This is a genomic window from Bartonella sp. AP7XZML (assembly GCF_042195745.1).
Lineage (GTDB): Bacteria > Pseudomonadota > Alphaproteobacteria > Rhizobiales > Rhizobiaceae > Bartonella.
This window is the reverse complement of the sequence record NZ_JBHIOT010000107.1, coordinates 18853-32180: the sequence shown is the minus strand read 5'-3', so window position 1 is coordinate 32180 and position 13328 is coordinate 18853. Positions and strand designations below refer to the sequence as shown.

The 13328-nt window shown below is 38.4% G+C and carries 14 protein-coding genes and 2 pseudogenes; 10 read left to right on the top strand and 6 right to left on the bottom strand.

All coding sequences use genetic code 11. The features are described from left to right. Positions 1-30: 30 nt before the first annotated feature. The 5 genes from ACFILT_RS08960 to ACFILT_RS08940 all read left to right on the top strand — a co-directional run bounded on the left by ACFILT_RS08960 (position 31) and on the right by ACFILT_RS08940 (position 2846). Positions 31-957, top strand: a complete 927-nt coding sequence (locus ACFILT_RS08960) for a YopJ/AvrA family T3SS effector serine/threonine acetyltransferase (RefSeq protein WP_375679060.1) — start codon at positions 31-33, stop codon at positions 955-957. Positions 958-1609: 652 nt separating this feature from the next. Continuing rightward, complete coding sequence (locus ACFILT_RS08955) at positions 1610-2272, top strand: lysozyme (RefSeq protein ID WP_375679049.1); 663 nt, start codon at positions 1610-1612, stop codon at positions 2270-2272. Beyond that, positions 2269-2505, top strand: coding sequence for a hypothetical protein (locus ACFILT_RS08950; RefSeq protein ID WP_375679050.1), 237 nt, complete (start codon positions 2269-2271; stop codon positions 2503-2505). The genes ACFILT_RS08955 and ACFILT_RS08950 overlap by 4 nt, the downstream gene beginning before the upstream one ends. Further along, on the top strand, positions 2429-2641 hold the full coding sequence (locus ACFILT_RS08945; protein WP_273790903.1) for a hypothetical protein: 213 nt from the start codon (positions 2429-2431) through the stop codon (positions 2639-2641). The genes ACFILT_RS08950 and ACFILT_RS08945 overlap by 77 nt, the downstream gene beginning before the upstream one ends. Beyond that, entirely contained in the window at positions 2634-2846 is a 213-nt protein-coding gene (locus tag ACFILT_RS08940) for a hypothetical protein (protein ID WP_375679051.1), read from the top strand. The genes ACFILT_RS08945 and ACFILT_RS08940 overlap by 8 nt, the downstream gene beginning before the upstream one ends. Positions 2847-4143: 1297 nt before the next feature. Here the strand turns inward: ACFILT_RS08940 and ACFILT_RS08935 are convergent. Together ACFILT_RS08935 and ACFILT_RS08930 are read right to left on the bottom strand one after the other, a co-directional pair. Then, on the bottom strand, positions 4144-4326 hold the full coding sequence (locus tag ACFILT_RS08935) for a transposase (protein ID WP_375679928.1): 183 nt from the start codon (positions 4324-4326) through the stop codon (positions 4144-4146). Positions 4327-4541: 215 nt separating this feature from the next. Continuing rightward, entirely contained in the window at positions 4542-4727 is a 186-nt protein-coding gene (locus ACFILT_RS08930) for a transposase (RefSeq protein ID WP_375679927.1), read from the bottom strand. A 115-nt stretch (positions 4728-4842) separates the two neighbouring features. Between ACFILT_RS08930 and ACFILT_RS08925 the strand changes: the two genes are divergently transcribed. The 4 genes from ACFILT_RS08925 to ACFILT_RS08910 are packed head-to-tail and all read left to right on the top strand — an operon-like array spanning position 4843 to position 8309. Then, positions 4843-5073 (top strand): DUF6471 domain-containing protein, encoded by a 231-nt coding sequence (locus ACFILT_RS08925; protein ID WP_375679926.1) that lies wholly within the window; start codon positions 4843-4845, stop codon positions 5071-5073. A 54-nt stretch (positions 5074-5127) separates the two neighbouring features. Further along, complete coding sequence (locus tag ACFILT_RS08920) at positions 5128-6246, top strand: adenine-specific methyltransferase EcoRI family protein (protein ID WP_375679925.1); 1119 nt, start codon at positions 5128-5130, stop codon at positions 6244-6246. Then, positions 6246-7139: a hypothetical protein gene (locus ACFILT_RS08915; protein ID WP_375679924.1), complete on the top strand. Its 894-nt coding sequence runs from the start codon at positions 6246-6248 to the stop codon at positions 7137-7139. The genes ACFILT_RS08920 and ACFILT_RS08915 overlap by 1 nt, the downstream gene beginning before the upstream one ends. 9 nt (positions 7140-7148) lie before the next feature. Continuing rightward, the gene (locus ACFILT_RS08910; RefSeq protein ID WP_375679923.1) at positions 7149-8309 is read left to right on the top strand and encodes an HNH endonuclease family protein; all 1161 of its coding nucleotides are present in this window, start codon (positions 7149-7151) and stop codon (positions 8307-8309) included. A 775-nt stretch (positions 8310-9084) separates the two neighbouring features. On the opposite strand, the pseudogene groEL (ACFILT_RS08905) reads toward ACFILT_RS08910, so the two are convergent. The 4 genes and pseudogenes from groEL (ACFILT_RS08905) to groES all read right to left on the bottom strand — a co-directional run. Further along, positions 9085-9299 (bottom strand): annotated as a pseudogene (gene groEL / locus ACFILT_RS08905) (chaperonin GroEL); the annotation flags it as partial. A gap of 62 nt (positions 9300-9361) precedes the next feature. Continuing rightward, positions 9362-9567, bottom strand: a pseudogene (gene groEL / locus ACFILT_RS08900) (chaperonin GroEL); the annotation flags it as partial. 71 nt (positions 9568-9638) lie between these two features. Further along, a complete protein-coding gene (gene groL / locus ACFILT_RS08895; protein ID WP_273790908.1) occupies positions 9639-11282 on the bottom strand; it encodes a chaperonin GroEL in 1644 nt (547 codons plus the stop codon). 58 nt (positions 11283-11340) lie between these two features. Continuing rightward, entirely contained in the window at positions 11341-11637 is a 297-nt protein-coding gene (gene groES / locus ACFILT_RS08890) for a co-chaperone GroES (RefSeq protein WP_005774667.1), read from the bottom strand. 227 nt (positions 11638-11864) lie between these two features. On the opposite strand from groES, the gene fumC reads away from it, so the two are divergent. Beyond that, positions 11865-13253, top strand: coding sequence for a class II fumarate hydratase (gene fumC, locus ACFILT_RS08885; protein WP_375679053.1), 1389 nt, complete (start codon positions 11865-11867; stop codon positions 13251-13253). Positions 13254-13328: the final 75 nt, after the last annotated feature.

Here is a 13328-nt window from a genome sequence, read left to right as displayed (position 1 = left end):
CCATCGATTATCAATATAGAGGCTAAGATTATGAAGCCACAAGATCCTTCCCTCCCTCATTCCTCACAAACACCAGAAGGAACAAGTGCAAATGAATCTTTAGAAGACCTTATTGCACGTTTAATGCAAAGTTCCATCCAAACAGAAGAAGAACATGTTGCACCGAGTTCTGACGAATTAAAAGATATTATTACAGGCTTAGAAGATGATCTTGTCACCGGCCGTTGGATTAACTCTTATTATGAAAACACAGATATTAGATTGATGCCGGCTCTCGTAGAAAAAGCAAACAGCAAATATCCAGAAATGAATCTCAAATTGGCTCTTACAGCAGAAGAGTTTTCGCACGCCCTAAAAGAAGTCGTTGAGAGCGACGCAAAATCTGCCCGATTTATAGTCAATTCGGGAAGCAAAATCCACTTTGCCGTCCTTGATTATCAAAAAGTTGATGACAAAATCTCTTTGATTATGCTTGAACCTACAACCTTTCAGAATATCACGGCTTGCAAACTAGGGATAAAAATAAATCAAACCCTTCAATGTCTTCAACTGCCTCCTTATTCTTTTACCACGGCAGAAATGGATATTCAGCGAAGCTCTTCTGAATGCGGGATGTTCAGCTTAAGCCTTGCCAAAAAGCTTCATCTTGAATCTGATAAATTAGCAAGATTGCACAAAGATAATGTTAAGGGTATATTCTGTGAACCCAATTCATCTTTATCTGCTGAAAAGTTAGATTCCTATCTTCCAACCACTTTTTATAAACACACACAAGGAAGAAGACGTCTAGAACACTATTTAAAAGTCAATCCGGAAGCTGAACATGAAACAGTCAACAAAAAAGGCGAAACCCTGAGGGAGAGATTTGAAAAAAACTTAAGAGAAACAGAGGGAAAAACTGTTTCCGTTTCCTCCCACCAAAAAAGGCTCACTGAATACAAATCTTTAACGATGTAAGTGAGGCTTTTCCATATTCCTATTCATCAAAGAACGAAGAGAGGCTGCTTTACGGCTAAGATTTCTCTAAGCAAACCAGCTTTTGCGCTCATAAAACAAAAATAGCCAACAACTTTCCTCTTAACGAAAAAGCACCATTGTCCTATAAAAACCAGCCCCTCTTAAAATTGTATCAAAATTCCACAGCTCTTGTTAGCCCAAAGCTCTTTGTAATAATGAGACTCTTTGGATAAGCAAAACGTTTGATACATAAAATATTTAATGCTTTCGTCTTCAGTAAAAGCATATGTCTTGTTTTTCTGAGAGTATCCACTTCGTATCTCAAGCCCCCCACATCAATGCCATACGACGAACACAACCGCAATAGATCACGCTTATCGTGCATCAACCAAACAGCTGCCCGCACCCCAAGAAGGCTCCATCAAAAACACCAGGACAAGCTCTTAAAATCTACAACCTCTCTTAACGGAAAACACCAGCCCAACCATTACCCCACTTGGCCAACCATTCCCCATTCCCTAAGATGTCACAACCAACCTTTTGATTTCATAAAAGTTTCACATCTCTTCTGTTTTTGAAGCGTGAAAAAATTCATTTTTAATCTGTCAACCAGCCTCACGTTAACGTGAGGCTTTATTTTATGGAGAAGCAAATGAGAAAAATATCTAAAGCAGGGCTTGCACTCATTAAACAATGGGAAGGATTGCGTTTACAAGCCTATAAAGATGCCATCGGGGTGTGGACAATCGGCTATGGCCATACCACCACGGCAGGCCAACCGTTCGTTCACAAGGGCATGATCATTACTGAAAAACAAGCAGAAGAAATTCTTTCTCAAGATTTAAGACAGTTTGAAAATACCGTTGAAAAACATGTGACAGTTTCTTTAACGGATGAACAATTCGCCGCGCTCGTATCGTTTTGCTATAATATAGGAACATCGGCTTTTTGTAATTCGACCCTTCTAAAAAAGCTCAATAATGGCGAATATGAAGCCGTCCCTGCTGAGTTACAAAAGTGGACTAAAGCAGGAGGAAAACGTCTTCACGGTTTAGTGCACCGTCGTGCAGCAGAATCGGGATTATGGGCAAAAGGGGCTTATGTTTCTCCCAACTACCAAACTGTAGAAACGCAAGCTCCAATGGGATTTTTCAAAGCAGAAGCGCTTACACCGATTATTGGTTCTTTTTCTGGACTTGGGGGCTTATTGGCAGGCAATGGTCCTATCCAATGGGCATTAGCAACCATTATGGTTTTAGCCGCCTGCGTTGGCATTTTCTTTGTGGCAAAACGGTTTCGGGAGCAGCGCTTATGATGTGGTGGTTGAAAAAAAATCTGATGATAACAGGAGCGGCTCTGACCGCTTTTTTTATCGCTTTAGCAAAAGCTTTCACTCTTGGAAAGAAGGTTGAACAACAAAAGAAAATAGAAAAAACGCTAAAGTCATCAACAACACGGCTAGAGGTGGAAAATGAAATTAATCAAAAAAGTGATGCTGATGTACGCACTGCTCTTACTCACTGGTTGCGCGATAAAAACAATAAATGAGCCTTTTTCTTGCGTTGGGTGGATGCCCATTTATTTAGACAAAAAAGATCTCAATATCATCAGTTCAAATCTCGCAAGAGATATTTTAAAGCATAACAAACAAGGGGAAGGCTTGTGTGGGTGGAAACATGGCTAGAAAAAAAACAGAAAAACAAACAGAGCTTACAGAAAAGGAAAAAGAGATCCTACAAGAAATCATCACGACTTATAAAAGTGTAAAAATAATGTCACGCTATACGAAGTGGATTATATTCATCATTTTCTTATTAGCGCTTGATTTTTCACGTATCGTGGATGCATTGGGAAGTATTTTTACACAAAAATCGAATATTCAACTCTAAAATAAATAAAAAACATGAGACGTGTTAAAACTTTTAAAAATATAAAAAGCCATTCGTTATTTTTTGAATAACATGGAAATTTTATTGATGATTTTTCACGTCTCATGGGAAATTTACACACTCTTCACAAACGCTTTCATGAAATGAATTTAGGGGCATGAAGAGAAGTTTTTAACCAACGCGTGAGTCAACAACTTTGCTAACATAAGAAAAGGATCATACCAACGCACATTTTCTAAAATAAACTATTGATACTAAAAAATATTTTATATTCTTCATAAATCCAATCGGGAAGATACCATCGCGAAAAAATTTAAAAATATTTTTTAATAATTGCATAAGTAAACAACGCAAAAAGTATTAACTTGCCTAAAATCCCCTTATCTTTATGCTTAAAAAAAGAGCAATCGGACACCACCCTACGCATTACTAACCTCCAATATTTATAAAACCCTCTATTTACAAAAACTCTGTTTATACCCCCCCGTTTACAAAAAAACTATTTACAAAAAAACTAACTATTTTAGAATATTCATGAGAGGCATTTTTATTTTCTTTCAGTATTTTACCCTAGCTCCATCCACTTGTGAGGTATAAGAAAATGATTGAGATTGTTTCAACATAAAAGAGAATTGAAATGAAAAAATCCACCGCAATAAAAATCTCTTATTCAACATACAAAACAATGAATTATTATTATAAATAAAAGCGTTACTCCATTAAAAGTTTTGCCATTAAAACCCATTAAAAACGTGAAACAACAGATGACTGTCATTATTTGCAAGATTTGTAAGAATACAATGCTCTTGAAAACCGTAAAACCTCACATTGATTTATAATTATCATTAAGCACTCTTCAACTTGAATTAAAACTCTGCATATCGTAGGGTTCTCTCATTTCCAAACCTGTTTCTTTTAAAACAATCCAAACCATGTCGCTTGCACATTACAGTGTATGGGTCAAAACTATACAAGCAAGGCACGCCTCACCGTCTCACGAACTAACGGCTTGTCATAACATTAAGAGCTGAAAACATGTATGATAACGTTAGCGTATTCTTTTATTAAGCGTAAAGATGATCGTGCCCTATAGTTATGCACTTCATGAGGGCTCTGCCCTTATGCCATTCACGAATCCATTGCAAAATCGGTGTGACGAACAAAATGGCTCATAAAAAACACGTCAATATGCAAAAATGTATATTTGGAGACAAATATATTTACGGCTTTTCTGTTTTACGTGAGGGATTTCACAAAAAAAAGATACGAAGGTATATGCCATTTTAGCCCCTGCGAGTTATAGATTGGTTAGGATTTCGTCTGTGGTGTAGCGATTACGCATAACGATGATACAACGCTTATTGGAGTTCTCATTGACCTTTAAACGTCTATCCACCCTATCAATCTTTTTATTTTCCTCACGCACACTTGAGTAGACGTAGCTACCGTCCATGTGGATTTCACCATTTAGCGAAAACAAATCTTTTTGGGCTTGGAGTGATTCACGGATTTTATGGGCTAGAACAAAAGCAGTTTTGTACTGAAAATCTAGGTCACGAGATAGCTGGCTGATATACCTTTCACCGCATTAACTTAAATGGCACAGACAAAAAGAAGCGTCCGTAATGGCAATTTATGGTGAGCAAAGATAATGCTTGATGTTACACTAAAGCGATGTTTGCAATGCTCACATTATCATTGTTTACGACTGGTAATGTAATAGGCTTTATTTTGTACTTGGCATTTCGGACAAACCACGATTTCTGTACTACCCCAACGCAATTTACACAGCATAGCGTGGCACTTGTCATCACTTAACCGAACAATGGCTAGTGACGACATACTACGAGCATGGGCTGTTAGTAAGAGGTGTTTTGTCATAATTTAAGCCTGTTAATCATCGTTTGTGATGATTATACGCCTTATAACAAATTTTGACAATAGATTTATAATCGTTTATAATGATTATATGTTTTAAATAGTGAGAAAATACGACATGAAACACTCAAAGAACAATGAATGGCGAAATAAAGCCAAGGGCATTGTTAAAGCGGAAATTGTCCTTAGAAACCTTAGCTATGCTGATGTGGCAGAAAAGTTAAAAGACTTAGGTATTGAGGAAACCCCACAAAACCTTAGCAATAAGATTTCTCGCGGAGCTTTTGGGGCGGACTTTATGTTGCAGGTTTTAACTGCAATTGGGTGCAATAAAATTCGTTTGATTTAATAACATTTTTTATAAACGATAGTTTTGAGTTGGTCTTATTGAGAAGGTTTTAATATGTTTAATAATGATGCACATCTTGAGAGTAAAAATAGTGGCTTATCTAAAGCCAAAAGTGCCAAAAAGGATGAATTTTACACGCAATACAACGATATTGAAAAGGAAATGCAATCCTACCTTGACTATGACGCTAACGTTTTTCGAGGTAAAATTGTCTTTTTACCATGTGACGACCCCGATTGGAGTAACTTTACCAAGTATTTCGCTCAAAACTTTGAACGATTTGGCTTGAAAAAACTCATTAGCACCAGTTACGCACATACCAGTAAAGATTTACAAGCTGATTATCAGCCGTCTTTATTTGAAACTCAAAGCCCGAATTATGACAAAGATAAATCGGTAAAACAGGGTAAAATATTCATCCTTGATAAAGACAATAACCATGACGGCAAAGTCGATATTAAGGATTTGCAATGGCATTACCTTAATGGCACAGGGGATTTTAAAACAGATGAAATCAAAGCCTTGCGAGATGAAGCGGATATGATTATCACCAATCCACCCTTTTCGCTATTTCGTGAATTTTTGGCATGGATAGTGGAAGCGGATAAACAATTTTCCATTATTGGAAATATGAACGCCATTACCTGTAAAGACATATTTTCACTCATTAAAAACAATGAAGCATGGTTAGGTGCGACCATTAATAGTGGTGATAGAGAGTTTAGAGTGCCTGAAAGCTACCCACTTGAAGCAGCAGGATTTAGAATTGATGACGAGGGGAATAAATATATTCGTGTAAAAGGCGTTCGTTGGTTTACAAATATCGACCATGGCAGACGACATCAACCCTTGCAACTGATGACAATGGCAGAAAATCTTAAATTTAATAAGAAAATTCAAGGAAAAAATGCTTATCAAAAATACGATAATTACAACGCCATTGAGGTACCCGTAACTATCGCCACACCAAGCGATTATAAAGGTATTATGGGTGTTCCTATTAGCTTTTTAGACAAACACAACCCTGAACAGTTTAAAATTATTGGTATGGATTTAGATGTCAAAAATGGATTATTAAGTAATTTAGCTGTTGCTGATTGGAATGGTAAGTTAGACCGTGCTTACATTAAGGGTAATCGAATGTACTCACGAATCCTCATACAAGCAGAATAATGAGAGTGCCTAATATGTACATTGAATATATAGATTATAATGATGGGCAAATGCTGTTTGACAATAATCACATGATCCGATGTGATTATTTCAACAATCTACCATTTAGAATACAGCGTATTGTGCTTACACCTGATAATCAAAACACTCAAAATATCGTTGCGATTGCAAAAAAGCGTTTAAGCAATATAAATTTTAATTCAGCCAATTCGTCAGGTGATACAAGAAATTTAAGAGAAATTCAGTTAAAAGGCTTGTGTGGTCTTATCATTGAGCAATTATGCTTTACTATGCTTAATCACTACAATACAAGTAAAAATGTTTCTATACAAATAGATAGTTCAAATAATTCTATCAATCAAGTTGATATAAAGATTATCAAAAGATGGAAAGACCAGTCAGACATTGAACATCAAGCCATAAAAACAGTAGAGATACGCTCCTCTTTTCCATTTAAGCCGATAGCAGAGGCTATAATAAAAGATTTTGATATATTAGGTACTTATACTAACCATGTTAAAACTATAGAAATGGATAAAGATTTCTATTTGCGTTTTCTTTTTAGTATTGATTACAGTAACGGGCAGTTCGTTAAAAATAATAAAGGCGGTATAGATTATAGTGCTACTACAGTTAAGTTTTTAAATGAACAGTATTTCGATGATAATTTATTTTTGAAACGAGATTTGGTTGTCTATTTTGTCGGTGGGGCTACCAAAGAAATGATGCTTGATGACACGATATCATATTATGGCTCTATGCAGTCAAATAATTTCAATAAGTCTAGCACCGCAAAATATCGAAAATTAAAAATTAAAAATGCCCTTGATTGTATTTCTATAATTCAACTAATGTTAAATGTTGTCGCTGACGAAGCATCTAACGGGAAATAAGAATAATTTATGAAAACCACGCTTAAGACCTATACCATTGCCGATATCTGTCATGGATTCACCTACAACGAATTTGAAGGCAAAGGCTTATTTGGCTTATCTGGCAAACTTACCATTCAACCTGAATACCAACGCAATTATATCTATGCTGATGGTAAACGTGATGTTGCCGTTATCGAATCTATCCTAAAGGGCTACCCATTGGGTTTGTTGTATTTTAACCAAACAGGGGATGGTATCTATGAGGTTTTAGACGGACAGCAACGCATTACCAGTATCGGGCGATTTGTTACCAATAAATTTGCCATCATGGATAACAATAAGACCCCGCAATATTTCAACTCACTACCACCTGAACAGCAAGATTTGATTAATAAAACCAATCTTTTAGTATATGTGTGTGACGGTGAGGAAATCGAAATTAAAAACTGGTTTAAAACCATCAACATTGCAGGCGTACCACTCAATGAACAAGAATTATTAAATGCTGTCTATTCAGGCAAATTTGTAACCCTAGCAAAAGCCGAATTTAGCAACAGCCAAAACGCCAATATTAACAAATGGGCGAGTTATGTGCGAGGATCAGCTTTACGCCAAGACTTTTTAGCCACCGCCCTTGAATGGGTCAGCCGTAACAATGTAGGCGACTACATGAGCCGTCACCGTCATGATGACAACATTAGCGAACTAAAAACCTATTTTAATACCGTAATTGACTGGGTATCAGGGATTTTTACTACTGTTGAGAAAGAAATGCAGGGGTTAGAATGGGGACGACTATATGAAACCTACAAATCCAAGCCTTACAATCCGCAAACCATTAGTGAGCAAGTAAAAAACCTATATGCAGACCCTTATGTCAAAGACCGTAAAGGAATTTTTGAATATGTGCTAGGTGGTATGATGGATAAAAAATTACTTAATGTAAGAGTATTTGATGAAGCTACCAAAAAATCAACCTATGCCAAACAAACCGCCAATGCCGAAGTGAATGGTATTTCAAACTGCCCGCTATGTGCAATCAGTGACAATGTCAATAAAAATAAAATTTGGAAACTTGCCGACATGGATGCAGACCATGTGACCGCTTGGAGTAAAGGGGGTGCAACCGACAAGGCTAATTGTGAAATGTTATGCAAAACTCATAATAGAGCTAAGGGTAATAAATAACACAAATCACTAATAAACATTGATTTTGTGCAAGTGCTACATAATGACGAAATTTCACAAAAAAAAGACACGCAAGCAACAAAAGCGTGAGGCATCATCTTCGTTATTTAATAAGATATTACTATCAATACCTTTAAAAGTCATAAAGCAAGAAGATGATGACAAGACGAGTGATTATATGCCTTTACATTCTTTCTTAATGAGGCTGTCTTTCTATTGCAGAGATTAACCAAACAAAGATATGCTTGCCCCCATATACAAAAGCCCTTTAACAGAGCAAACCCTGAATTTTATTTTCATATAAAAGCTTAAAAACACCAGCATCTTATTCATAAAAACAAACAAGACCCAACATGCTCTGTTCAACTTTCAATGGGTACGAACTCTTGCGTTGGTTCATAAAAACCATTCGCCCTTCTAAAGCGCAAACACGAAAGCACAAACACAGGATTTTTTTAATGGTACATGCATAAACTTAAAATGAAAAAATAGAACTGTATAAGAAAGAAATGACTATAAATCAAAAAGTTGTATTTTTATCAATAAAATATTTTCAAAGAAAACCACGATCCCCGCACAATAAAAACATCTCATAAATGCAAGAGAAAAAGTCATGAATAAAGAGTGAGCTCTATTCACAATGGCGATACATCAACCAATGAAAAATAAAAAAAGCAATCAAATCACCAAATTCACCGGTTGAAAACGTGAAAAAGCATTAAAAAAAAACGGGCACAGAAGGCCCGTTTCTTTATTATTTCTATGGAATAAGAGCTTAGAAATCCATTCCGCCCATTCCACCCATTCCGCCACCAGGCATTGGAGGCATTGGTGTATCTTTCTTCGGAACTTCAGCAACCATTGCTTCTGTTGTAATCAGCAGGCTCGCAATTGAAGCCGCATTCTGGAGAGCAGAACGCAAAAACTTTCACTGGATCAACAATTCTTGAAAGCAATCAAATCACCACATTCACCGGTTGAAAACGTGAAAAAGCATTAAAAAAAAACGGGCACAGAAGGCCCGTTTCTTTATTACGTTTATGGAAAAGAGCTTAGAAATCCATTCCGCCCATTCCACCCATTCCACCAGCAGGCATCGGAGGCATTGGTGTATCTTTCTTTGGAACTTCAGCAACCATTGCTTCTGTTGTAATCAGCAGGCTAGCAATTGAAGCCGCATTCTGGAGAGCAGAACGCAAAAACTTTCACGGGATCAACAATTCTTGAAAGCAATCAAATCACCAAATTCACCGGTTGCAAAACGTGAAAAAGCATTAAAAAAACGGGCACAGAAGACCCGTTTCTTTATTACGTTTATGGAATAAGAGCTTAGAAATCCATTCCGCCCATTCCACCCATTCCACCAGCAGGCATCGGAGGCATTGGTGTATCTTTCTTTGGAACTTCAGCAACCATTGCTTCTGTTGTGATCAGAAGGCTCGCAATTGAAGCCGCATTCTGAAGAGCAGAACGCACAACTTTCACGGGATCAACAATTCCCAAAGCAATCAAATCACCGAATTCACCAGTTGCGGTATTGTAACCATAGGTGTCAGCATTATTTTCCAGCACTTTGCCCACAATAATAGCGGCTTCTTCACCAGCATTGCTTGCAATCTGGCGCGCTGGTGCTTGTAGAGCACGACGAACGATACTAATACCAGCTTCTTGGTCAGGATTACTTCCCTTAACGGTCAACGCATTTGCTGCACGCAACAATGCGGTACCACCACCAGCAACAATACCTTCTTCAACAGCAGCACGTGTTGCATTCAAGGCATCATCAACACGGTCTTTCTTTTCTTTCACTTCAACTTCTGTTGCACCACCCACACGGATAACAGCAACACCACCAGCGAGTTTAGCAAGTCTTTCTTGCAATTTTTCACGGTCATAGTCAGAAGTTGTTTCTTCGATCTGAGCCTTGATTTGATTGACGCGAGCAGTAATTTCAGACTTTTGTCCAGCACCATCAATAATGGTGGTGTTTTCTTTAGAAATGTTCACTTTCTTTGCACGTCCAAGCATATCCAAAGTGACATTTTCAAGTTTAATGCCCACATCTTCAGAAATAACCTGTCCGGATGTCAAGATTGCGATATCCTCTAACATTGCTTTACGACGATCACCAAATCCAGGAGCTTTTACAGCAGCAATTTTCAAACCACCACGCAATTTGTTGACAACGAGCGTTGCCAAAGCTTCACCTTCCACATCTTCAGCGATAATGAGAAGTGGTTTTCCAGACTGAACAACAGCTTCAAGCACAGGAAGAAGAGATTGCAAATTAGACAATTTCTTTTCGTGAATGAGAATGTAAGGATCATCAAGATCAGCGACCATTTTCTCAGCATTTGTGACAAAATAAGGGGAAAGATACCCACGGTCAAATTGCATTCCTTCAACGACTTCTAATTCCGTTTCAGCGGTTTTAGCTTCTTCCACGGTAATGACGCCTTCATTGCCCACTTTTTCCATAGCATCAGCGATCATTTTACCGATTTCAGCAGCGCCATTAGCGGAAATTGTTCCCACCTGTGCAATTTCTGCTGAAGTTTGGATTTTTTTTGCTTTTTTGAAGAGGTTTGCCACCACTTCTTCAACAGCAGCATCAATCCCACGTTTAAGATCCATTGGGTTCATGCCCGCAGCAACAGCTTTAACACCTTCTTGCACAATAGCTTGTCCTAAAACAGTTGCTGTTGTTGTTCCATCACCAGCGATATCATTGGTTTTAGAAGCAACTTCGCGCAACATTTGTGCACCCATATTTTCGAACTTATCTTCCAGTTCGATTTCCTTTGCAACGGATACACCATCTTTTGTGATGCGAGGCGCACCGAATGATTTATCAATCACCACATTGCGACCTTTAGGGCCGAGTGTCACCTTAACAGCATTAGCAAGGATGTCGACACCGCGCAACAAACGCTCACGCGCTTCACGGCCAAATTTGACTTCTTTAGCAGCCATTTAATTTCTCCTTGGAGTTTTCTCAAAATAGTACACAATGAAAAATTAAGCGCTTCAATTAGCCCATAATTCCCATAATGTCAGATTCTTTCATAATGAGGAGGTCTTCCCCATTAATCTTGACTTCAGTTCCAGACCATTTTCCAAACAAAATACGGTCTCCTGTTTTGACTTCTAAAGGCACGCGCTTTCCGTTATCATCGAGAGCGCCATTGCCAACAGCAATCACTTCGCCTTCTTGGGGTTTTTCTTTTGCTGTATCAGGGATGATAATCCCACCAGCCGTTTTATTTTCAGATTCAACCCGACGGACAACGACACGGTCGTGAAGTGGGCGGAATTGTATATTAGCCATGTTTTAAATCCTTAAAACTGAACATAATTGCATTAATCTTAAAAGTTCTTGCTAGCACTCTCAAACTACGAGTGCCAGCATGTGTTAGATATAAAATCGGCATCTCTCAATGTCAAGAATAGCCATAAAAATAATTTCTCTAAATGAAGCTTCAAAGTCTTGCCTCTTATTGCACTTTCGCGTTATCTATCTTTTTTGAGAACCCGTGAACAAAAAAGGATCTTATCATGGTTGAAACACGTCAGGAAACGGATAGCTTTGGAACGATTTCGGTACGTCAAGATCGTTATTGGGGCGCACAAACTGAACGTTCTCTGCATAATTTTAATATTGGCAGTGAAAAGCAGCCTCTTGCCATCATCTATGCTTTAGTCCTTGTCAAAAAAGCAGCAGCGATTGTAAATATGGACAAAGGAAAACTACCAGAAAATATTGGAAAAGCAATTATTGCCGCCGCTGATGAAGTGCTTGCTGGCGATTTTGATACGCATTTTCCACTATCCGTCTGGCAAACAGGTTCTGGCACACAAAGCAATATGAATGTCAATGAAGTCATTGCTAATCGTGCTAGTAAGATTTTGGGAGGAAAACTTGGAAGCAAAAAACCAGTTCATCCCAATGACCATGTCAATATGAGCCAATCATCGAACGATTCCTTTCCCACGGCGCTTCACATTGCCACCACGTTGCAAACACGCCAACACTTACTGCCAATCCTTGAAGCTCTTATTGCGACATTAAAACAAAAAGAGCAAGAATTTGCAGATATCATTAAAATCGGCCGCACCCATACGCAAGATGCAACCCCTTTAACCTTAGGGCAAGAATTTTCAGGCTATCGTGCCGCATTAGAAGCCAATTTTCAGCGTATTGAAAATGCTCTAACCGATGTCCAAATGCTTGCTCAAGGTGGTACGGCTGTTGGCACAGGGCTGAATGCGCCAAAAGGTTTTGACGTTGCTTTTGCGCAAACAGTGAGCACTCTCACAGGAATAACGTTCCAAACTGCCAGCAATAAATTTGAAGCACTTGCCCATCATGGTGCCCTTGCGCATTTCCACGGGAGCTTGAATGCTCTCGCTGCTGATCTGTTTAAAATTGCCAATGACATTCGGTTTTTAGGCTCTGGTCCACGTTCCGGTTTAGGGGAACTCAGTCTTCCTGAAAATGAACCAGGCTCTTCTATTATGCCCGGCAAAGTCAACCCCACGCAATGTGAAGCCTTAACCATGGTCGCATGCCAAGTCTTTGGTAATCACACCAGCGTAACCTTTGCCGCAAGCCAAGGACATTTTGAACTCAACGTTTATAAACCTGTTATTGGCTATAACGTTTTACAATCAATTACCCTTCTTGGTGATTGCATGCGTTCTTTTGATATGCATTGCATTCAAGGATTACGGGCCAATCGTGTTCATATTCACTCGCTCATGGAGCGCTCACTCATGTTAGTCACAGCTCTTGCACCAGAAATTGGCTATGAAAAAGCTGCTGAAATTGCCAAAGCAGCGCATAAAAATGATACAACTTTGCGCACCGAAGCATTAAAAGCAGGCGTTTTTGTAGAGGATTATGACCGATTAGTTGATCCTAAAAAGATGATTGCTCCCCAATAAACAACCCACTAAAAAAGATGCAAACATCTTAAAACAAATCTTTCTGTCAAAAGATCGGGGTGTAAACACCCCGAT

Excerpts from the sequence above, each read along its gene's own strand:
- ACFILT_RS08960 (WP_375679060.1), top strand. The coding sequence starts at position 31 with ATGAAGCCACAAGATCCTTCCCTCCCTCATTCCTCACAAACACCAGAA.
- ACFILT_RS08955 (WP_375679049.1), top strand. The coding sequence starts at position 1,610 with ATGAGAAAAATATCTAAAGCAGGGCTTGCACTCATTAAACAATGGGAA.
- ACFILT_RS08950 (WP_375679050.1), top strand. The coding sequence starts at position 2,269 with ATGATGTGGTGGTTGAAAAAAAATCTGATGATAACAGGAGCGGCTCTG.
- ACFILT_RS08945 (WP_273790903.1), top strand. The coding sequence starts at position 2,429 with ATGAAATTAATCAAAAAAGTGATGCTGATGTACGCACTGCTCTTACTC.
- ACFILT_RS08940 (WP_375679051.1), top strand. The coding sequence starts at position 2,634 with ATGGCTAGAAAAAAAACAGAAAAACAAACAGAGCTTACAGAAAAGGAA.
- ACFILT_RS08930 (WP_375679927.1), bottom strand. The coding sequence starts at position 4,727 with ATGACAAAACACCTCTTACTAACAGCCCATGCTCGTAGTATGTCGTCA.
- ACFILT_RS08925 (WP_375679926.1), top strand. The coding sequence starts at position 4,843 with ATGAAACACTCAAAGAACAATGAATGGCGAAATAAAGCCAAGGGCATT.
- ACFILT_RS08920 (WP_375679925.1), top strand. The coding sequence starts at position 5,128 with ATGTTTAATAATGATGCACATCTTGAGAGTAAAAATAGTGGCTTATCT.
- ACFILT_RS08915 (WP_375679924.1), top strand. The coding sequence starts at position 6,246 with ATGAGAGTGCCTAATATGTACATTGAATATATAGATTATAATGATGGG.
- ACFILT_RS08910 (WP_375679923.1), top strand. The coding sequence starts at position 7,149 with ATGAAAACCACGCTTAAGACCTATACCATTGCCGATATCTGTCATGGA.
- groL (WP_273790908.1), bottom strand. The coding sequence starts at position 11,282 with ATGGCTGCTAAAGAAGTCAAATTTGGCCGTGAAGCGCGTGAGCGTTTG.
- groES (WP_005774667.1), bottom strand. The coding sequence starts at position 11,637 with ATGGCTAATATACAATTCCGCCCACTTCACGACCGTGTCGTTGTCCGT.
- fumC (WP_375679053.1), top strand. The coding sequence starts at position 11,865 with ATGGTTGAAACACGTCAGGAAACGGATAGCTTTGGAACGATTTCGGTA.